The following is a 21,843-nucleotide window of genomic DNA, read 5'->3' on the forward strand; positions in this document are numbered from 1 at the left end:
ATTTTTGACTTTTGAATTTGCATATGCAACTAGATATTTTAACACCCGAGCAGAATATATACAGTGGTAACGTATACGGCGTTCAGCTTCCCGGTCTTGAAGGTTCTTTCGAGATACTGGAAAACCACGCCCCGATAATCGCTACACTGGCCAAGGGCAAGATGAAGATCATCAAAGACAAAAACACCAACGAGTTGTTCGAGATCACAGGTGGCTTTGTTGAAGTGATCAACAACAAGACCAGCGTACTGCTGGAGGGTGCTAAGGCACTGTAAGAACACTGAGCCTCTCTGCAGGTAAAGATAAAACGAAAAGCCGCTCCATATACGGAGCGGCTTTTCTATGTTTACGAGGCTGGATATAACAGTATGTAAATGTTATCTTTATAATATATTGCCTGTTAAAGGCATGGTCATAAGATTCAAAAATTGTATATGCTGCTACGCTTAATAATATTGTCGGGTATAATATTTCTATCGGGCAATAATGCCGTCTCTCAGGTCCTTCCCAAAGATAATGATACACTCAACTATCGCCTGGTGGGTTTCCAGGTGCCCGAAAACAAAAATGCAACTGCTTACCAGCTCGAAGTTTACGAATTCCTGGCGCAGGATGATGGAAATGTAGAGAAGTTAGTACTGAAGAAAACATATGAGCGCAACAGAATAATAGAAACGGTACCACAGTTTGGCAAAAGTTATAAATGGCAGGTAAAATACCTGAAGAATAGCCAGGTAATCGGTTCATCCGGGTTTCATTATTTCTCAACAGGCTATTCAGAAACAGTTGATACCAGCAAATACAGGCTGAAGGTTTTGGAAAACAAAGTAAAAGACCCGGATATCTATCTAGTGTTGGATTTTATTTCAGTGATATATGACCTGGACGGTAACCCGCTGTGGTATCTGCCAAATATTCCTGTAGTAGCAGATAAAAATATACAAATGAGAGACCTGAAACCAACTGCCGATGGAACTTTTACAGCTGTTTCAGGACAGGGTGCACATGAGTTTGATTACAATGGCAAGATATTATGGACTGCAGCAAACGACGGGACTGTTAGCGGAGCACAGAATGAAAGCTATCATCATGAGTTCACTAAGCTATCAAACGGTCATTTTATGGTTTGTGGCCAGGAACCACTGCTTAAGAAAGTACCCGGTTTCGTTGATACGGCCATGTTGAATACTGCTAGGGTGGAGTGGCACGATGATGAAGAATGCTACTATGTTAATTTAAAAGCAGAAACATTGATCGAATATGATTCAAATGGCAGAGTGGTATGGTATTGGAAGTCGTCTGAACATTGCTCGGACAAAGATTTTTTCAGACAAGGCGCTAACAAAATGACTAAGATCAATACAGATATGCATATGAATGCATTTGAGTTTGACGAGAAAGAAAAGGTCATATATATAAGTTTTAAGAATACCAATCAAATAGTGAAGATCGAATACCCCTCAGGTAAGATAATAGAGAGCTACGGCATAAATTCGGATAAAAAGCAAGATAATCCTGACACTTTGTTTTATGGACAACATTGTATCAGGAAAACTAAAGACGGCAGGTTATATCTTTTCAACAACAATTCCAGGGTGCTTAATATGAACAGGGATGAAGACCATGGTGAAAATACCAGCATTTCATATATAACGATGTTGAAAGAGAATCCTGAAAAACGCAGTGGAATTGAAAAAATATGGGAGTTCCCATGCAACATTGACACATTTGCAATGTGGGCCGGCGGAGCGGGGGGTAGTGTTACTATGCTTGACAATGGTGATATTTTGGCTAGTATGGGTGCCGCCAGCAGAGTGTTTATCGTTACTCCCGACAAAAAAGTACTATGGAACGGTATTCCTCAAGTATCAGACCCTGGAAACAACTGGCATTTACTTGGTCAATATCGCACCAGTTATATCACCAAAAAAGACTTGAATAAATTTATTTATAAATAATTTATACAGGTGTAAGGATATATTTGAAAAATTATCTATCTTGATAAGGATAATACGTTCATGGTCTTAATATACTTGTATGAAACAAAAAGATAATTTCCTACGTTCGGTTTTATTTTTGCTCTTTATTGTTTGTTATGCACAGGACAGTGGAGCGCAATATTGCACAGTATCTTCCTATACACCTTGTTATTATTATAACACATATATCAACTCATTTGTTACAACAGGTGGGTCTACTAACATCAGCAATACGGGTAGTGGTTGTAATAATACAAGTACCAGTTATACTTTTTTCAATACTATGACACATACTGGTGCCAGGGGAACTAATGTTGGTTTCACGATAGGCAATAACCCGTCATATGGATTGTCATATGCGCTATATGTCGATTTTAACTCTGATGGTGATTTTATTGATGCGGGAGAGCAGGTATATACAGGATCTATAGGGGCGTCCAGCACAGCAACCAGTAGTTTTACCATACCAACAACGGCCGCATTGGGTACGACGCGTATGAGGCTCATGGCAGAGTATTATTATTCTCCTAATAGTTGTGGCCCTATCTATTATGGTGAAATTGAGGATTATAATCTTAATATTACTGTTCCTTGTCCCGTAACAATAACCACCCAACCTCATGATACTTCTGTATGTACAAGTCAGAATGGAACATTCTCTATTGTTGCTACCAATACCAATTCTTATCAATGGCAGGTAAGTACAAATGGAGGTTCTTCCTGGTCAAATATTTCAAATGGCAGTGTATATAGTGGTACAACAACCAACACTTTGCTGATTACCAGCCCTACGATATCTATGAATACATATAAATATCGTTGCAATTGCACCAATTCAGGAAGTTCCTGCACTACAAGCAGTACACAAGGAACATTAACCGTTAATCAAACGCCTTATATAGCCAGTACTACACCAGGTTCAGCATGCCTGAATGGAAGCGGACAGGTTGGTGCAACAGGTTCTACAGGTGTTACGGTGCGTTGGTGGAACCAGGCAACCGGAGGCACCATGTTGGGAACAGGTAATACATATACGGTCAGTTCTGCAACAAGCACCACAAATTATTATGCTGAGCCATATGTATCGAGTGTTCAGCAATCAGGTAGTATATCTACAAGCACGGCCAATAATGGTCAGGTGGCAGCAACATTCGATTGCAAGCCTTTAACGAACATGACAGTTACCGGTTTCGACTTCACTCCAAGAACTACTACATCTTATACTGCCAGTATTTATTACAGAACAGGCTCAATGGTAGGTAATACAAGCTCTTCCAGCGGATGGACATTATTAGGTACTTCAAGTAGCTTTAATGCAACGGCAAATGTAGTTACTGCAATACCACTGACATTATCCCTGAACCTTACTGCAAACCAGACTTATGCATTCTATGTATATGTTACCGGTGGTACGCTGGGTTATACAAATGGTTCAGGTACACCTGGTACTACTTTGTTCGCGTCTAACAGTGATATGCAAATATTCGAAGGCTATGGTTCTCCCGGCTTATTTTCCAGTAGTTTGTATACTACAAGAACTTTTGCCGGTACTATTTATTATACAAAATCTGTTACCCCGCCGTGTACGAATACAAACCGAACTGCTGTATTACTTACAGTTAATACCCCGCCACAAATTTCATCCCATCCTTCAAATAGTACAATATGTAGCGGTTCATCCACCTCGTTCAGCAGTAGTGGTACTGGGGTTGGTACCCTTACTTATCAGTGGGAGGCTAGCTTTAATAGTGGTGTGAATTGGAGTATCATAAATAACGGAGGTTTCTATAGTGGAGCTACAACGTCAACGCTTACCGTATCAAATGTCACAGCAGTATTAGACAATTATCAATACCGCTGTATCGTATCTGGCACTTGTTCGCCACCTGCTACCTCTAATGCAGCTACCCTGACAGTAAATACACCCCCGACTATTACTACTCAGCCTGTAAATGCTGATGGGTGTCCTGCCTCAACGGTTACATTTACCTGCGCGGCCACAGGTGGTGGTATAAATTACCAGTGGCAGGAGTTTGTTACGTCGTGGAATAATATCACTAATGGTGGCATGTATTCTGGTGCAACTTCAGCGACACTGACGCTTACGGGCATTACCCCGTCAATGGATGGACAGCAGTATCGTTGCCTGATCACAGGTGCCTGTACTCCTCCTGATACTACGGATGAACCGACCCTTACAGTAAACCCTCTTCCTACCATCTCAGGTTCATCAAACAGTCCTGTCTGCGAAGGCAACGACCTGATGTTATCTTCTATAAGTACTACATCGGGTGTTACTTACGGATGGACCGGCCCCGGAGCCTATAATTCAACATTACAGAACCCCACACTATCAGGACCTACAACGGCTAATTCCGGTAATTATATGGTAACGGCTACTATTACTGCAACGGGTTGTACGGCAACAGCCAGTGTACCGGTAGTAATAAAAACCACGCCTGTTATATCTTCAATCTCAAGTAATGCTCCGGTTTGCTCGGGTTATGATATCAACCTGACATCTGCAAGTAATGCAGGAACCACATATAGCTGGACTGGCCCACTTGGTTTTACAAGCACAACCCAAAACCCGGTTCGTAGCAAAGTAAACCTGCAAATGGGCGGATACTATAAGTTGGAAACAACGCTGAATGGTTGTGTTTCCAACCCGGACAGCGTTAATGTAACGATCGTACCAAGTCCATCAATAGGTGCGTATCCAACTCCGGGTAACAAAATATGTGATGGTGATACGATCTGGTTCTACGCTTTTGCTTCTAATACAGGCACAGGTCCGACATATCAGTGGGTGAAAAACGGACAGGATATACCGGGAGAAAACGCGTTGCAGTATACGGGTACAGGGTTGATGAATGGCGATATAATTAAGCTGAGAATGTCTCCCGGATCAGGTATATCTTGTCCGGCAGATATATTAACGCAGGAAATGCACATCGTTGCCAAACCAGTATTAGCTCCGGTCGTAAATGTTGTCATGGACCCTGCTACTCCTGTATGGGAGGGGTTATTAGTGACCTTCACTGCAACACCGGCAGATGCAGGTAAAAATCCGCATTACCAGTGGAAGCGTAACGGTAAGGATATAAATGGTGCTACAAGTGATGTGTGGAGTACTACATCATTGAATGATAAGGATGTCATCGAATGTGAGATCATAAGCGATTATGAGTGTGCACAACCATCATCTTCTATGAGTAACCAGGTAACCGTTCCGGTACTCACTTCAGTGCCCAACACAGCAGGAAATACAAACTTGTCTCTTTTCCCTAACCCCAACAATGGTAGCTTTACTTTGAAAGGAAATGTAAATAAAGGGAAGGTACAGCTGGAAGTATTGAATGCACTGGGTCAAGTGATCTATAAAAATGAATTTTCTTCGGCAGACGGTAACCTGCAGCAGGATATCAGACCAGGCAATATGGCCGATGGTATCTACATGCTGAGAATTACTTCCGGAACTGAACAGGCTAATATCCGCTTCCGGGTAGCCAATTGATATTGGCAATAAGATTTGTGATGCAGGTATAGCTGTGATAGTTATACCTGCATTTTTTATTTCGAGCTAAATTCAGTTTTTAACACCAGACTGTGTCTTTTTGCTTTTTTCCTTTTTACTTTTGATCTTCCAAGGTGAACTTACCATTCTTCATAGCGCGCAGGTATATGCTCCGTCAAAAAGGGCGTTTCTCTGCATTTATTATCAGGCTGGCTATTGTAGCTACCTCGTTGAGTGTTGCCGCCATGATCATCGCTCTTGCTTTAATAGTAGGTTTCAAAAAACAGATCAGTCAGAATATTTACAACTACTGGGGACATATACATGTTAATATATATAGCGCGTCTTATTCTTCGCTTATTTCGCCCGAGCCATTGGTTAGAGATGCTACCATTGAACAACAGATAAAGGCACTACCCGGTGTTAAGGCTATTACACCATATGCAATAAGTCCTGCTATCCTGAATGCCAACCAGTTGATGGAAAGTATTCAGTTGAAGGGCGTAGATAGTTCATACGATTTTAGAACCATTAACGCTACTCCAATCAATTTTGCTGATACAAGCTATGCCAAAGAGGTTGTGTTGTCTGAAAGTACCTTAGACCGGATGAAGCTGAACATGGGCGATGAATTATTGTTGTATTTCTTTGATGCTAATTCAACCTACCCGCGCATACGCAAAGTTACTGTTGCAGGTACCTATCATGTTGGTATGGAAGATATCGACAAATTTTATGCTTTATGTGATATCAGGTTGTTGCAGAACATCAACAAGTGGAGTGCTGATGAGGTAAATGGCTACCAGGTCATGCTTGCTGAGCCCGAAGAGGCAACTCCAGTTTCAGACAAGATATTTAAGGATATTCTGCCTGCTGACAGTCGTCTTACCTCAAATACTATGTTTGAGCTTTTTCCCGGTATATTCGACTGGCTGTCATTACTGGATACCAATGCCGTTGTAATATTGGTGATTATGGGTATCGTTGCTATCATTAACCTTATAGCAGCGCTACTTATATTGATAGTCAACCAGGCGCGTATGGTGGGCATGCTTAAGGCGCTGGGCATGGCTGAAGGGGATATGCGCAAAATATTCCTGTATCATGCTTCTCTCATAGGTTTTGTGGGCATTATTGCCGGAAATATACTGGCCATTGGCCTTTGTATTATCCAGCAAGAGACAGGCTTTCTGAAGCTGTCAGAAGCAGGCTACTCTATGCAATTCGTTCCTGTACATATCATATGGTGGCATCCTTTTGCAGTTAGTATATGCACAATGCTGTTGTGCATACTTTGTATGTGGGTGCCTACGTTGTATATTCGTCGTGTGCAACCTGCCAAGGTGCTGCAATTCAAATAAGGCCTGCATTTTTATTCATGAGTAATAAGGAATCATATCGCCGGTTTTGTGCTGTTGAAAAAACAGTTCCGCTTTTCCTGAAAGATTGGTGGCTGGATGCTGTTTGCGACAACTGGGATGTTGCTATTGCTAAAAATGGTGATGCTATTAGTGGTGTATGGCCGTATTGCCCGGAGCATAAAATGAATGTTTCTATCATTCGCGACCAGGTGCTGACACCTTATATGGGGCCGTTCGTATTTTATCCTGCTGATCTGAAACATACTAAGCGAGATAATTTTCAGCACGAAACGATCAGTACTTTGTTGGGAGATATGCCCGAAGCGAAGGTCTGGCATTTGTCCGCTTTCCCGGGGTTGAAACAGGTGGGATTGTTCAATGCACAAGGTTTTGACGTGCAGGTAAGGCAAACCTTTATTATGCCACTACATGGTGATGTAGATGACATTTTCAACAGGCTGCACGAAGACTACCGCCGGAATGTGCGCAAAGCTGAGAAAGAAATTACCGTAACGGATGAACCATCTGCTTTGTCACAGCTTTGGGATTTCCAGAAGGCTACACTAGAGAAAAAAGAAGTACGCATGCATTTTACCATGCAGCAGTTGGAGGCTATTTTCGATGCCTGTAAACAGCATGATACTACCGCCTTATGGGTAGCCAGGAAAGGTGGTGAAATAGAAGCGATACTATGGCAGGTATGGGATGAAGTACAGGCATACTACCTGGTAGGTAGTAAAAACCCTTTGGGTAATGATAGCCGTGCCATGACTGCTCTTATCTGGCATGCCATTGAGCATGCAAAGGAGCTGGGTAAAACCGGCTTTGATTTTGAGGGTAGTATGGACCAGGGAGTAGAAAAATTCTTCCGCAATTTTGGCGGTAAGCGCCAGCTTTATTTGGTACTCCGCAAGAACGACTCCATGCTCTGGAAATTGAAAGAAAAGCTGGCCTGACCTTCTCTCCACAGGCAACCGTCTTTTATCAACACGTTAGAAAAAAGCTTTAAATAATATTGACATATTAAAATTGTATTGCTATATTTAATAAAGGAAGATATGGTGCAAATGAATAATGAATAACTCAGGAACCAAATTCAATTATTATATATGCAAACCAATACCGTTAGTCAAACACTCGTAGGTCTTAACAGGGTACTAGTTACATTGCAGTTAACACCTGATACTAAAGAAGAGAGCGATGCTTTAGTGAAGACAAGCACGGCCTCTGCTAATGACAAACAAAAAAGCCTGGTTGAAAAACCTGTGTTTGATTATTGTAATTCTGTAGGAAGAGGCTTCATCCTGATAGGTGCAACCGTTAATAAGAACGGCACTGTGGATGTTACACTGGAGAAAACCGGTGGGATGGGGGGTATCTAACCATCGCTTGCACCCTGTCATTTTTCCGTTAAAGTAGGCATGTGAGCACTGCTCATGTGCAGGTATCTTTTCGCCTTATTTTTCTAATCTGTAATATTAATGCATATTCATTTTTCGTTTGTTTTGTGACATTGTTGTGACAAAGCTGTAAATACATGCTGTTATAGCTCGTATTCTATAGTGAATACAGCATTTTATAGTAATTTCACGTTTGTTTATAGAAGCATATAGCGAGGAATAAAAGTATTAACCGGAAAAACAAACAATTGTGAAAGCAATTATCCCCGTTGCTGGCGCGGGTACCAAGCTCCGCCCGTTGACATATACGCAACCCAAGGCATTGATACCCATTGCGGGTAAAACCATCCTGAGCGTCATTATTGACCAACTGCAGGAGGCTGGTGTTACTGAATTCATATTCGTGATAGGCTACCTGGGTGAAAAAATTGAACGCTACCTGCTGAAAAACTATCCTTCGCTTAAGTATACCCTCGTAAACCAGACAGACAGGAAAGGTACAGGTCACGCTATATGGCTGACTCGCAACGCTGTGGAGAACGATGAAGTGATGATCGTGCTGGGGGATACTATTTGCGACTACGATGTTAAGAAAGTAATTACCAGCAAGGTATCGCAGATCGGAGTAAAAAAAGTAGATGACCCGCGCGGTTTTGGTGTTGCCGAGTTGAATGATACTGACAAGGTGCTGAAGGTGGTGGAAAAGCCGCTGATACCCAAATCTAATATGGCTATGGTGGGTGTGTATTACATCAAAGAGACCGAGGCTATGTACAAAGCTCTGAATCAAAACCTGACTGACAGGGCGGATGAAGAAGGCGAATATCACCTGACCAATGCATTGCAATACATGATAGAGCAGGGGATTACCTTCAATGCATTTCGTGTAAATAACTGGTTTGATTGTGGTAAGAAAGAAAGCCTGCTGTACACCAACTCTGTACTGCTGAAAGAACAAAGCGAAAAAAATAAAGAGACCACAACATCATACAGGTATGATACCAGCGTTATCATTCCGCCGGTGAGTATTGCCGAAGGATGCACCATAAGTCATTCTATCATTGGACCAAATGTAACTATTGGTGAGCATACCAACATCAAAGCGTCTATCATAAAAGATACCATCATTGGTTCTTTTGCCGAGTTAGACGAAGTGGTGCTGCACTCTTCTATTATTGGTAGCGACGCATACGTACGCGGCCTCAGTCAGAGCCTGAACATAGGTGACAATACGGAGATCGACCTTAAATAATTGTGTGTAGTTATTTTGCCTGTGCAGTAGCTGAAACTTTTTTCAGTGCCTGCTCCCAGCGCCATGCAGTGTCCATCATCTGGTCCAGGTCAAACTTGGTGTCCCAGTCCAGCAGGGCTTGTGCTTTATAGTTGTCAGCATATACGGCTACTACGTCACCGGCGCGACGTGGCCCCAGTTTGTAGTTCAGCTTTTCGCCGGATACTTTCTCGAAAGCTTTTATCAGTTCCAGTACGGTTACACCATTACCTGTTCCCAGGTTGAAGACATCACATTGTTTTGTATTCCTTTCCTCTATCATGTACTGCAGTGCCTTGGTGTGAGCGTGAGCAATATCACTTACATGTATGTAATCTCTTACACATGAGCCGTCGCGGGTATCATAATCTGTCCCGAACACCTGCATCTCGGGGCGTTTGCCTATAGCCGTCTGTGTAATAACAGGTACCAGATTCTCAGGTTTTTCCTGCAGTTCACCTATCAATACAGAAGGGTGCGCACCTACAGGGTTGAAATAACGCAACAAGGTTACATTAAAATCTGGGTTAGGCCTGCAGAAATCGCGGCATATAGCCTCGCCCATCTGCTTGGTACGGGCGTATGGAGATTCCGGTTCAGCTAATTCAAACTTCTCATCAACAGGCAGCCTGTCAGGATTGCCATATACTGAGCATGAAGATGAAAAAACGAAGTTGTTTATTTTATTCTCCTGTGCGCATTGCAGCAGGTTCACCAATGAGTTGTTGTTGTTCCTGAAATATTTAAGTGGCTCATTTACTGATTCCGGCACAGATTTGTATGCAGCAAAGTGAATAATACCCACAATATCAGGGTTCTCCGTAAATACTGCCTCCGTATCTTCCAGGTTGCAGAGGTCTACTTTATAGTTCTTGATCGGTTTGCCGGTTATCTTTTGTACACCTTCCAGCATGCGCATGCTGCCACGCGAAAGATCATCAATAGATATTACATCAAATCCATTTTCTACCAGGTCTACAATAGTATGACCCCCTATATATCCGCAACCGCCGGTAACCAGTATTTTCTTCATCAGTAGTATTTACGTTACAAATATAACTTATCTATTTTACCTGTTGCATATCAACAAGGTTTTTATACAATCCACCCTTTGCCATCAGCTCTGTATGCGTGCCCTGCTCTACAATGTTCCCCTTATCCAGCACTATGATCTTATCGGCATGCTGAACGGTTGAAAGCCTGTGTGCTATTACAATACTGGTCCTGTTTTGCATCAGGGTATTTATGGCATCCTGCACTATACGCTCGCTCTCTGTATCTAGCGATGATGTAGCTTCATCCAGTATCAGGATAGGTGGATTTTTCAACACCGCGCGGGCAATAGTCACGCGTTGACGCTCGCCGCCACTCAGCCTTGCGCCGCGGTCTCCCACGCCAGTTTCATACTTATCAGCCTTCTGCATGATGAACGTATGCGCATTGGCTACCTTAGCTGCTTCTTCTACCTGTTCTGCCGTTGCGCTGCCCGTACCCAGTGCTATATTGTTGAATATGGTATCGTTGAACAATATAGGATCCTGGTTAACAATACCCATCAGTTTGCGCAGGTCAAACAGTTTGTAGTCTTTTATATTGATGCCGTCTATCAGTACTTCACCCTCTGTTACATCATGAAAGCGGGGTATCAGGTCGGCAAGAGTAGATTTACCTGCTCCTGACGAACCCACCAGTGCCACCATAGTTCCTTTTTCTATGGTCAGGTTGATGCCGTTCAGTATCTTCTTACTACCATAAGAAAAGTGTACATTCCTGAGTTCAATAGAATGATCGAAGCCACTTATTGTTTTCGCTTCAGGAAGTTCTTTAATGGTGTTCTCTGTATTCAGGAACTGTTCCATCCTGGCCACGGCTGCCGAACCTTTCTGCACGTTATAGAACGCGGTAGAGAGGTTCTTTATGGGGTTGATGATCTGGTAGAACAAGCCAATGAACATGATAAAGAATGGGCCTGTGAGTGATGATTGACCTGAGAATATAAGCTTGCCACCATACCACAAGATGATACACACAACGATGATACCCATGGTCTCCGACAGCGGAGAACTCAGGTCGCGTTTCATAGCTATCTTATTCTTCAGCCTGAATATCAGGTTGTTGATCTTTGTAAAACGACTCAGTTGGTGTTTCTCTGCGTTGAATGCTTTTACTACACGCATACCTACCAGTGTCTCATCTATCACACCCAATACATTACCTAACTGTTCCTGTGCTTCGCCTGATGGTTTTTTTAGTGACTTACCTATACGCCCTATTATAAGGCCTGAAACAGGTAACAGAATAAACAGGAACAACGTAAGCTGCGGGCTGATGATCAGCATAGCAGACAATGTAATAATGATCGTCAGTGGCTCACGGATGAAGGTTTCCAGTACGTTCATAATGGATATCTCCACTTCGTTGATATCATTGGTCATTTTCGATATGAGGTCGCCTTTACGTTCTTCGTTAAAGAAGCCTATTGGCAGCGACAACGCTTTCAGGAACATCTCGTTGCGCAGCTTGCGTATTACGGCATTACGTATCGGGTTAAGGATGTTCAATGAGCTGTATACGAAAAAGTTCTTCAGTATAGTGAACAGTATCACTGCCAGTATAGAGTAGGTTAGCGCTGTCAACGGTCCTTCTTCTTTTTCCAGTGTGCGCACCAGGTTGGTGGCAAATTCTATCACCTTGTTGCTCGACGGTTCTTTGCTATCATCAAACAACACCTGCAATACAGGTGCCAGCATTGAGAACGAGAACAGTGAAAATACTACTGCGAGCAGGCTGGTTAAAAAATACAGGGCTATCCTGTTCTTATAACCTTTAAGGTGCTTCAGTAGCGGGGCTATCTTTTTCATAATTTTATTCTATCGTCCAGGATACACTTCCGTCTTTTTCGTCTTTCAGCATAACACCCGTTTCCGCCAGTTTATTGCGTATCAGGTCCGATGTGGCGTAATCCTTTCTCTTCTTTGCATCGTTGCGTATCTCTACCAGCAGCGACAATACTTTATCTATTTTACCATCCTGTTGTGCAGCCATGCCTTGCAGGCCCAGTACATCCACCAGGTAGGTTTTGAATGTATCCGACAGCAGTTGATAAGTAGCCGCAGTTAATGCATCTTTATTTACCTGTCCGCTCTTGATGCTGTTGATAACCGGGGTGAGCTCAAACAGGTTAGCTATCACTTTAGCCGTGTTGAAGTCATCATTCATAAAGTCAGCACACTCATTGCAGAAGCGTGTTACTTTTTCATCCAGCTCTTTATCTTTTGCTGCGTCACTGGTCGATGGTGTTAGTTTCTGCAATACTTCGTAAGCCTCCCACAAGCGCCTCAGTGCTTTTTCTGATGCCTGCAGTGCCTCGTTCGAAAAATCCAGCGTACTCCTGTAGTGTGTTTGCAGTATATAGAAGCGCACCACCATAGGATGATAAGGCTGTTCCAGCAATGGATGGTCGCCGCTGAATAATTCTGTCAATTTAATGACATTATTATAGCTTTTACCCATTTTTTTGCCATTTATGGTGATCATGTTATTGTGCATCCAGTAGCGTACAGGTGCGCAGCCATGTGCTATGGTAGATTGTGCTATCTCGCTTTCGTGGTGCGGAAACTGAAGGTCCATACCACCACCGTGTATATCAAAGGTCTCACCCAGGTATTTACTGCTCATGGCCGAGCATTCAATATGCCAGCCGGGGAACCCTTCTCCCCATGGGCTGTTCCAGCGCATGATGTGCTCTGGTGGTGCTTTCTTCCACAGTGCGAAGTCAACCTTGTTCCTTTTCTCATCCTGTCCGTCCAGTTCGCGTGTAGTCTCCAGCAACTCGTCTATTTTACGGCCCGATAATTTTCCGTAAGGATATTCATCGGCATATTTCTTTACATCAAAATATACAGAGCCATTCACTTCATAAGCATATCCCTTCGTTATGATATCCTGTATCATATCTATTTGCTCTATCACATGCCCGGTTGCAGTAGGCTCAATGTTAGGGTCTATGTTGTTGAACAGGCGCATGCCCCAATGGTACAGGTTGGTATATTTCTGCACAAGCTCCATGGGTTCCATTCTTTCCAGGTGGGCTTTCTCTGCTACCTTATCTGTTGCTTCCCGGCCTTCTTCTTCAAAGTGACCCGCATCGGTTATGTTGCGTACATAACGCACTTTATAGCCTAAGTGTGTCAGGTAGCGATTCACTACATCGAAAGTGATGTAGGGACGGGCGTGGCCCAGGTGCGACTCCCCCGATACGGTAGGGCCGCACACATATAATCCGGCGTAGCCGGGAACTATGGGTTCAAATTTTTCTTTTTCTCTTGTATAAGAATTATATAGATGTAATGATGACATATAGCAAAATAAATGTAAAAAAATGGCTTAGCCTTGCAGTGCGGGTTTTATTTCAAAATTGGCAATAACAGGGCTGTGGTCAGACAGAGAAGTATAGGGCGACTTGTAGCCGATACATCGTAGTATTTCGGGGTCATAAAAGATATAGTCTATGCGTAACGTTGGTGACAGCCGGTTGTAGGTTCTGCCCAGTCCGTGTCCATAGTCAAGAAAGGCGTCGTTCAATACTTCGCTGAAACGGGTATAGGTATATGAGCCGGGCAGGTCATTCAGGTCGCCGCAAAAAATAACAGGGTAAGGGCTGGCAGCCATTATACTGCGGGTAACCTTTGTTTCCCTGGCTCTGCGCAAAAATGCGTAGTTGAACTTCCATAGATATGGTTTGCTATGTTTGATATCCGTATTAATACCCTGCGCGGTTTGTGTCAGTTCTTCAATATAGTCTTTATCGTTATCGCTTAGCCCGAAGGTATTCAGGTGGCCAAACAGCATCCTGATGGTATCTCCGTTCTTCAGTTGCATATCTGCCTGCAGCATATAGATATAGTCAGACAGTTTATTGGCTTTGAAGTTGAAAAGAGGGTAGCGTGAAAAAATGGCGGTACCCAGGAATATCTTTTTCCCCAGCGTATTATCCGCCTGGAAACGATAGTCTCTGTAATCATTATCCCTGATGATCTTTTCTGCGGCAGGGGTCATTATTTTTGTTTTAGGTGTATTGAACTCCGGCAGGCACAACACGTCAGGGTGTTCCTGTTGCACAAACTCTATGATCTTACGCTCGTGTTCCTTTTCATTGGGTTCGTCAAACAAGCCCATACCATGCACGTTCCAGTGCATTACTTTCAGTGTATTGTTGCGCGTGGCCAGGTCGCTGCTTTTAAAGTAGTTCATGCCAAATACTACACCTATCAGCTTATAGCATGCTACCAGGGCAATAATAGAGAGTAATGATCTTGCTTTGCGGCGCGAGAATATCAGCCATGCTAACGCAAACGAGATATTGGCGAAAATGGCCACCGGTGTGGTCAGGCTGAAAAGAGCTATATATTTTATATCAGCAGGGTGTGTTACCGAAGCAAGGGCACATATGGCCAGCCATGCTATGGCACACAGGTTCAGCAACAGTACTATCCGCCCCAGGAACCGCCTTATGAATTCTAATAGCTTTTTCAATAGCGTTATTTTTTATCATTACCGGCGGCTTTCATCAGTGTTTCTCTGTCTTCCTTACTCAGTGAGTCATATCCGCTGTGGTTGATCTTATCCAGTATAGCGTCTATCTTGCTTTGCGTAATGCCTTGCTTTGGTTTGGGGTTATACATGCTGATGGTCTTGTTGCGGCGGGTAGTGCTTTTATTTACAAAAGCTCTTTCATCAGGTTCAAAACGGTTATTCACTTTATCAAAAATGTCATACACCCATTCGCCCGGTCTGTAGCCGCTGCGTAGCAGGCGTACATATACAAAACCCATTAATGCTCCGCCGGATATCATGAACAATGGTGCCGCTTCGTACTGTATGTTCGCGTTCATCAGTTGCAGTACAAAGAATACGATGGCTACCACTACCAGTGGTATCCTGAAGTTTTCTGATAGTGAGAACTTATAGTCCGGTGCTAATGTAAGAGCCGCCACCGCCAGTCCTACTACACCTGCCTGTGCCCCGGTCATGATATCCCTGCCGGCAAAGTAAGCACCCGGTAATAGTTGTGCCAGCTGGTAGAATAGCCCGCCAACTACCAGGCTGTATATGAATATCGGGAACAACTGTTTATGCCCCACCAGCATCTGCACCAGTGAACCAAAAGTGTATAGCCACACCATATTACTGAACAACATCCAGAATCCTTCATGTACCCAGCCATAGGTCAGCACCGTCCATATTTTCAGCGGGAATCGTTCTATCGCAGGCATGGCTATGTTGCCTGTGAAATATTCGGGGAATATATTAGGATTAGCATCAGCTACCAGCAAAATAGCCCATGCTAATTTGTATATAACGTAGCATGAACCTGCCGCAATGATCAGTTTCAGCACTGAGTTCTCATTAAATGCCGGTATGCCTCTGGATGTCCTTATCATTACTATATATGCTCACGATTAATAAAAATGACTGCGGTTATGTTTGTTCCATATCTTCAACAGTATGAATGCTACCACCATACCACCAATATGTGCAAAGTGCGCTACGTTGTCTCCTGCAGAATTCCTGAACCCGGCAAATAATTCAAAAAGCGCATATGCACCTACCACATATTTTGCTTTTATCGGCACCAGGAAGTAGATGTACAACAATGTATTAGGGAATAAATACCCGAAGGCGAACAATATACCAAATACGGCACCTGACGCACCTACAGTCGCCTCGTCAAATACACCGGGCAGGTACACATTTTGTTCTGCATAATTATATCCATGTATATAGTGTTGCAGACTGCTGATGGCTTCCTGCGACATATTGGCTGATGGGTGGGTTACCCACTCGTTGAAGGTGTTGATTACTTGTATGGCCAATGGGTTGCGCCCTGACAAGGTCATATGATCGTCTATAAATGCACGGAAATTGTGTATAGTAGGGTCACTTTGAAATATATTAAAAGCATGTTCCATATTGTGAAACTGCCAGGCCACTACGCCCATGTGCAATATAGCTGCACCTAGCCCGCACACCAGGTAAAATATTAAGAATCGCTTCGGGCCCCATACATTTTCCAGTATGCTGCCAAACATCCATAAGGCAAACATATTGGAGAAGATATGCATCAGCGTTCCGTTAAGGTCGCCCACACTACCATGCATGAACATATGGGTAAAGAACTGCCAGAAATGGAAATACTCGGACTGCCAGTAGTGCAGACCCAGGTAATCAGCAAGGTCTATCCCAAACTTGCCTAAAACAAATTGGGCAAATACCATAATAGCATTAATGATGATCAGGTTCTTTACTATAGTCGGTAATATCTGGAAACGTCCTGGCCTGAATTCTGTCATGTTTTATTTTTGCGTCTTATTTCTGTCTTTTGCGATCCTGCGGGTATGATGGGCAAAATTAAGATTTAATAGCCGCATCAACCTCAAATTACAAATGTTAATATTGTATGGCTTGTTTTATTGTTATTTTATTTTAATGTAATGCCCTTTTTACAGATTTCATATCTGTTAATTCGTAAATATGGTTGGGCGATAATGAATGAAGTATTTTATTTTTATAAATAATTTATGTATATTTGCTATTATAAAATACACCATGAAGCTCTTTGACATATCTCAATAAAACAATGTAGCCACTGAATAGGTTCAAATACATTTTTATTTTCCGGATTGCAGGAAACAAAAAGAAACAAAAACGCAACATTCCTGTGAATAGTCTTATTGATAATCAATAAGTTGAGAAACTGAAAGATATTGTCTCGAAAAATGCAACAAAACATGATTGGCGAACATCTCAAAGGGGTGTTAGTCAATCAGGGTGGTTGATTTGCGAAGTATTTGAAATAAAACACGACATTTTACAACAAATTACTTCTCGTGTTTCCGCAACATATCCAGAACTCCTTCTTTCTGTAATATGCGGTACCCGATACGGTCATGAGATATGCCTTCTTTTAGTTCGTACTCAAAATGGTAATTTTCGTCATCCGTCATCCTTGTAACGAAATAAGAGAATAAAATATCAGGCCTTTCCTCAAAATGTTTGGCCACTTCATATAGATGGGTAGATAATATCTTGAGATGATTGGGCCGGTTCAGCAGTCCTGCTACCACTGCCCGTGTACACTCATAGGCATCGTGTACATTGGTGCCTTTAAAAAGCTCGTCCATCAGTACCAGGTGCGGTTTCTGTTCCAGCAGTTTTTCGGCCGTCAGCTTCATGCGTTTCACCTCTGCAAAAAAGTAACTCTCGCCTTTCAGCAGGTCATCTTCCACATGCATATTGGTGATGATGCCACTGAAGAAACTGATGCGAAGGTGGGTGGCGGGTACGCCGCAGCCCAAATGTGCCAGCAGTGCGGCAACGCCTATAGAGCGCATAAAGGTGGTCTTGCCCGACATGTTGGCACCGGTAAGTAACAGGAAGTTCTGATGCTCGTTGAATGCTATATCATAAGGTTGGGCATATTGCAATAAGGGGTGCTTTAATCCGTTTGCTTCAAAGCATAATGGGGTAGCTACTTGTAAATCAGGGAACACCCAGCCATGTTCTTTGGTAGCCTTAGCCATAGACTGCCATGCATCCAGTTTTGCATAGTGACTCATCAGGCGGTACACTTTGTTCTTTATTTCCCGCCTTGCCCTGAAGCTGAGTTGGGCCTGCTCTTTATAAGGAGTGTCTTTGGTCACACCCATCAGTATGGTTGAAAGCTCATTGTCCAGCTCTTTATTCATTGCCGAGGTTTCGGCTTCTAACAATTCAGGTAGCCCTTCTGTACCTGACAGTGCTGCCAGCTTTTTGCACCCATTCAGGAAATCAGCCAGGTGAGATAAGGAGAACTGGGTAAAGAAGTATTCACTTTTATTGAACAGCTTCTGAAATGTCTCGTTAAATATGAGTGATATACCTGAAGGCGGTGTAGATATGTGGTCTGCAGATTCGTAGAACTTCTCCAGCATCACTAATGTGCCGTTGGTGATGATCACAGGCCAGCAGTCCGGGTTGTCAGCAAGATACCTGATGCTGCCCTGTAGTTGCACCAGCGCCTCATAACTTTCAGGCGGACGTTTGATGTGCTTGTACAGGTACTCTTTTCCAGCGGCGGTGCGTGTGCGGTCTATCAGTCCAGCAATACCGTCACTACCATTGGCAGGAAAAACGGACAGGTCCTTAAATGTGATGACATCATTCAGCATTACCTGGCAAAAGAAAGCCTTTTCCCTCTAACGGCTTTGTTAATTTTACCGTTGTCCAGGGCTGCTTTACCGTTTACGAATGTATAACGTATATCGGCAGGTAAGGTTTCTCCTTCCAGCGGCGACCAGCCGCATTTGTACAGGATATTCTCTTTGGTCACGGTCGTTTTGCCTGCCAGGTCTACCAGTACCAGGTCGGCGAAATAGCCTTCGCGGATAAAGCCCCGTTCTTCTATATTGAAGCAGGTAGCAGGTGCATGCGACATTTTTTCTACCACTTTCTCCAACGATATCTTGCCCTCTTTTACATATTTCAGCATCAGCAGCAGGCTGTGCTGTACCAATGGTACGCCCGATGGAGATTTAGGATAGGGTTGTTGCTTCTCTTCCCAGGTATGGGGAGCGTGGTCGGTAGCAATAATATCCAGCCTGTCGTCCAGCAGTGCTTCCCAAAGGGCATCCCTGTTCTCCGGCGATTTGATAGCCGGATTACATTGTATCTGTGTGCCTAGTCTTGCATAATCATCCGATGTATAATTCAGGTGATGTACACAAACCTCAGCCGTTATCCTCTTTTCTGAAAGGGGGAACATGTTGGTGAATAGTTGCAGTTCCCTGGCAGTACTGATATGCAGTATGTGCAGGCGTGTGCGGTGTTTATTGGCCAGTTGTACTGCCATCAGCGAGCTTTGATAACAAGCATCCACGTCCCTTATCATCGGGTGATAGGATACATTGTCGGCACCACTGTATTTCAACTTATTCGCCTCAATGATACGCTCATCCTCGCAGTGGGTAGCTATCAGCAGTTCCGATTCGGAGAATATCTTATTCAGTGTCATAAGGTTGTCCACCAGCATATTACCTGTACTGGAACCCATAAATATTTTGATGCCGCAAACGTCTCTTTTCTTGTTGTTGGTCTTCAGTACTTCCTCGATATTGTCGTTAGAAACACCCATGAAGAAGGAGTAATTAGCGGCTGAAGTGAAGTTGGCAACACGGTATTTGTCTTCGAGAATATCCTGCGTAAGTGCGGGTGGACGTGTATTTGGCATCTCCATAAATGATGTTACACCACCGGCTACTGCTGCCATAGATTCGGTTTCGATAGTAGCCTTATGTTTCAATCCCGGATCGCGGAAGTGCACCTGGTCGTCAATAACACCGGGCAAAAGGTGCAGCCCCTCAGCATTTATCTCCCTTGCCCTTGGTGGGGTATTGATGATGCCACCTATTTTTTCAATTCGTCCATCCTTTATCAGCAGATCACCTTGTAGTTGTTTCCCCTCGTTTACTATCGTAGCATTCTTGATTAAAACCGTTTCCATACAGTAGAATAAACTAATTTATAACGCTATTTTTGTAACAATATTAACGCATACGTGCCGGAAATCACACTTTATGTTCAAAAAAGCACTGCTACTAGCCTGTTCCTACTTTGTATTTGCTGATGTTGCCACTGCGCAAACAACTTATTTGCAATTGGGACATGTTGATTATGAGTTACTTGACAGATTGGAGACCCGTTCAGGGAAATTATCTGATGACTTGTTCCTCACAACAAAGCCGGTGTCAAGAAAATCAGCTGTCAAATTCCTGATGGACACCAGGCAGGATGCAAGGTATATAGGCCTCAGTGCTATTGACAGGTACAATATCGCGCATATGATATCTGTAAGTGGTGAGTGGGCTGAGGAATCTGCAGGCGCTTTTACCTCAAAACACCCCATACTTAATACATTCTATAAAACACAACCAGATCTGTTCTATGTAAATAACCACGACTTCTTCTTGTCTGTGAATCCTGTTATCAGTGCTGTGGGTATTTCAGAGCAGGGCAACCCTGATAAAATGCTGTTTACCAGTAGCAGGGGCATTGAAATGAGAGGGCGCATCGTTAACAAGATAGGTTTCTATACTTACTTTACAGACAACCAGGAGACAGTACCAACGCATGTAGGCAAATGGCAGGATAGTTTTAACGCAGTACCGGGTGCAGATTATTATAAAGTTACGGGTACCAATAAATACGATTACCTCTTAGCACGTAGTTATATTGATTTTGCAGCAGTGAAGGATCATATCAATGTAACATTTGGTTACGATAAGCATTTTATTGGTGACGGTATGCGTAGCCTGTTCCTGAGCGATTTTTCAGCAGGCGCTACCTTTTTGCGCCTCACTACCCGCATCTGGAAGATCAACTATCAGAACCTTTACCTGGAGTTGAAGCCTCAATATCAACGTGGCCCGGATACCAGGCTCACGCGTAAATATGCTACCATGCACCATTTGAGTGTGAATGCCTTTAAGTGGCTGAATATAGGGATATTTGAGGCAGTTGTCTTCGACAGGAAAGACAGATTTGAATTCGGCTACCTGAACCCGATTATTTTATACAGGCAAACAGAGCGTATGATGGGTAGCCCTGACAATGTGTTATTAGGTATGAACTTCAAAGCGCTGGCATTAAAACATATCCAGTTGTATGGCCAGTTCTTGTTGGATGAATTTACTTTCAAAGAGCTGACTGCAGGTAATGGCTATTGGGCCAACAAATTTGCAGTGCAGTTGGGTGGTAAATACTTTGACGCGTTTACTGTTAAGAATCTCGATCTACAGGGCGAGATCAACCTGGTAAGGCCTTACACATATTCGCACTACGACAGTACTGCCAATTATACGCATTATAACCAACCATTGGCTCACCCATTGGGTGCAGGCTTTCTTGAGTTCCTGGGTAATATCCGGTACCAGCCTATGAAAGACCTGTACCTTAATGCCAAAGCCATGTATTATCAGCAAAGTACAGATACTGGGGGTGTCAATTACGGAGGAAATATCTTCAAAGACTATGACACCCGCCCGGGACAGTATGGTGTTACCTTGATAAATGGTGTCAAGTCGCAATGTGCACTCGCTAATTTCACGGCTACATACGAGCTGTTTGAAAACCTGTATATAGATGCCGGAGTGACCTATCGTAAAAAGGCTTATGATGGAGGTGTGTACCCAACAGAGACTACCACATACTTTACAGGGGGGCTCCGGCTGAATATAGTTCCACGGACATATGACTACTATTAAGAACGATAGATACACTG

General features: G+C 43.3%; 16 protein-coding genes. 8 read left to right on the forward strand and 8 right to left on the reverse strand.

The features are described 5' to 3' along the window. Positions 1–23 precede the first annotated feature (23 nt). From atpC to H6550_04590, 7 genes are all read left to right on the forward strand, one after another. Positions 24–275 (forward strand): ATP synthase F1 subunit epsilon, encoded by a 252-nt coding sequence (gene atpC, locus H6550_04560; protein ID MCB9045395.1) that lies wholly within the window; start codon positions 24–26, stop codon positions 273–275. A gap of 159 nt (positions 276–434) precedes the next feature. After that, on the forward strand, positions 435–1,958 hold the full coding sequence (locus tag H6550_04565) for an aryl-sulfate sulfotransferase (GenBank protein MCB9045396.1): 1,524 nt from the start codon (positions 435–437) through the stop codon (positions 1,956–1,958). Positions 1,959–2,037: 79 nt separating this feature from the next. Next, positions 2,038–5,496 carry a T9SS type A sorting domain-containing protein gene (locus H6550_04570; GenBank protein MCB9045397.1) on the forward strand — a complete coding sequence of 1,153 codons (3,459 nt, stop codon included), beginning with the start codon at positions 2,038–2,040 and terminating at the stop codon, positions 5,494–5,496. Positions 5,497–5,630: 134 nt separating this feature from the next. After that, entirely contained in the window at positions 5,631–6,857 is a 1,227-nt protein-coding gene (locus H6550_04575; protein ID MCB9045398.1) for an ABC transporter permease, read from the forward strand. Between the two features lie 17 nt (positions 6,858–6,874). Then, positions 6,875–7,813, forward strand: a complete 939-nt coding sequence (locus H6550_04580; GenBank protein MCB9045399.1) for a GNAT family N-acetyltransferase — start codon at positions 6,875–6,877, stop codon at positions 7,811–7,813. 153 nt (positions 7,814–7,966) lie between these two features. Further along, positions 7,967–8,239 carry a hypothetical protein gene (locus H6550_04585; protein MCB9045400.1) on the forward strand — a complete coding sequence of 91 codons (273 nt, stop codon included), beginning with the start codon at positions 7,967–7,969 and terminating at the stop codon, positions 8,237–8,239. A gap of 268 nt (positions 8,240–8,507) precedes the next feature. Next, complete coding sequence (locus tag H6550_04590; protein MCB9045401.1) at positions 8,508–9,509, forward strand: NTP transferase domain-containing protein; 1,002 nt, start codon at positions 8,508–8,510, stop codon at positions 9,507–9,509. A gap of 10 nt (positions 9,510–9,519) precedes the next feature. On the opposite strand, the gene galE is transcribed toward H6550_04590, so the two are convergent. The 8 genes from galE to H6550_04630 form a co-directional block, all read right to left on the reverse strand. Continuing rightward, complete coding sequence (galE, locus tag H6550_04595) at positions 9,520–10,560, reverse strand: UDP-glucose 4-epimerase GalE (protein MCB9045402.1); 1,041 nt, start codon at positions 10,558–10,560, stop codon at positions 9,520–9,522. A gap of 31 nt (positions 10,561–10,591) precedes the next feature. Then, positions 10,592–12,388 (reverse strand): ABC transporter ATP-binding protein, encoded by a 1,797-nt coding sequence (locus H6550_04600; GenBank protein MCB9045403.1) that lies wholly within the window; start codon positions 12,386–12,388, stop codon positions 10,592–10,594. 4 nt (positions 12,389–12,392) lie between these two features. After that, positions 12,393–13,886 carry a cysteine--tRNA ligase gene (locus H6550_04605; protein MCB9045404.1) on the reverse strand — a complete coding sequence of 498 codons (1,494 nt, stop codon included), beginning with the start codon at positions 13,884–13,886 and terminating at the stop codon, positions 12,393–12,395. A 27-nt stretch (positions 13,887–13,913) separates the two neighbouring features. After that, positions 13,914–15,062, reverse strand: a complete 1,149-nt coding sequence (locus H6550_04610; GenBank protein ID MCB9045405.1) for an endonuclease/exonuclease/phosphatase family protein — start codon at positions 15,060–15,062, stop codon at positions 13,914–13,916. A gap of 5 nt (positions 15,063–15,067) precedes the next feature. Then, complete coding sequence (locus H6550_04615; protein ID MCB9045406.1) at positions 15,068–15,970, reverse strand: rhomboid family intramembrane serine protease; 903 nt, start codon at positions 15,968–15,970, stop codon at positions 15,068–15,070. 18 nt (positions 15,971–15,988) lie between these two features. Further along, complete coding sequence (locus H6550_04620) at positions 15,989–16,879, reverse strand: rhomboid family intramembrane serine protease (protein MCB9045407.1); 891 nt, start codon at positions 16,877–16,879, stop codon at positions 15,989–15,991. Between the two features lie 528 nt (positions 16,880–17,407). Further along, the gene (locus H6550_04625) at positions 17,408–18,736 is read right to left on the reverse strand and encodes a hypothetical protein (protein ID MCB9045408.1); all 1,329 of its coding nucleotides are present in this window, start codon (positions 18,734–18,736) and stop codon (positions 17,408–17,410) included. Next, positions 18,736–20,067: a dihydroorotase gene (locus tag H6550_04630; GenBank protein MCB9045409.1), complete on the reverse strand. Its 1,332-nt coding sequence runs from the start codon at positions 20,065–20,067 to the stop codon at positions 18,736–18,738. Before H6550_04630 ends, H6550_04625 begins: the two co-directional genes overlap by 1 nt. Before the next feature lie 73 nt (positions 20,068–20,140). On the opposite strand from H6550_04630, the gene H6550_04635 reads away from it, so the two are divergent. Next, the gene (locus tag H6550_04635; GenBank protein MCB9045410.1) at positions 20,141–21,826 is read left to right on the forward strand and encodes a hypothetical protein; all 1,686 of its coding nucleotides are present in this window, start codon (positions 20,141–20,143) and stop codon (positions 21,824–21,826) included. Positions 21,827–21,843 lie beyond the last annotated feature (17 nt).

The organism is Chitinophagales bacterium, from assembly GCA_020636495.1.
GTDB lineage: Bacteria > Bacteroidota > Bacteroidia > Chitinophagales > Chitinophagaceae > UBA5543.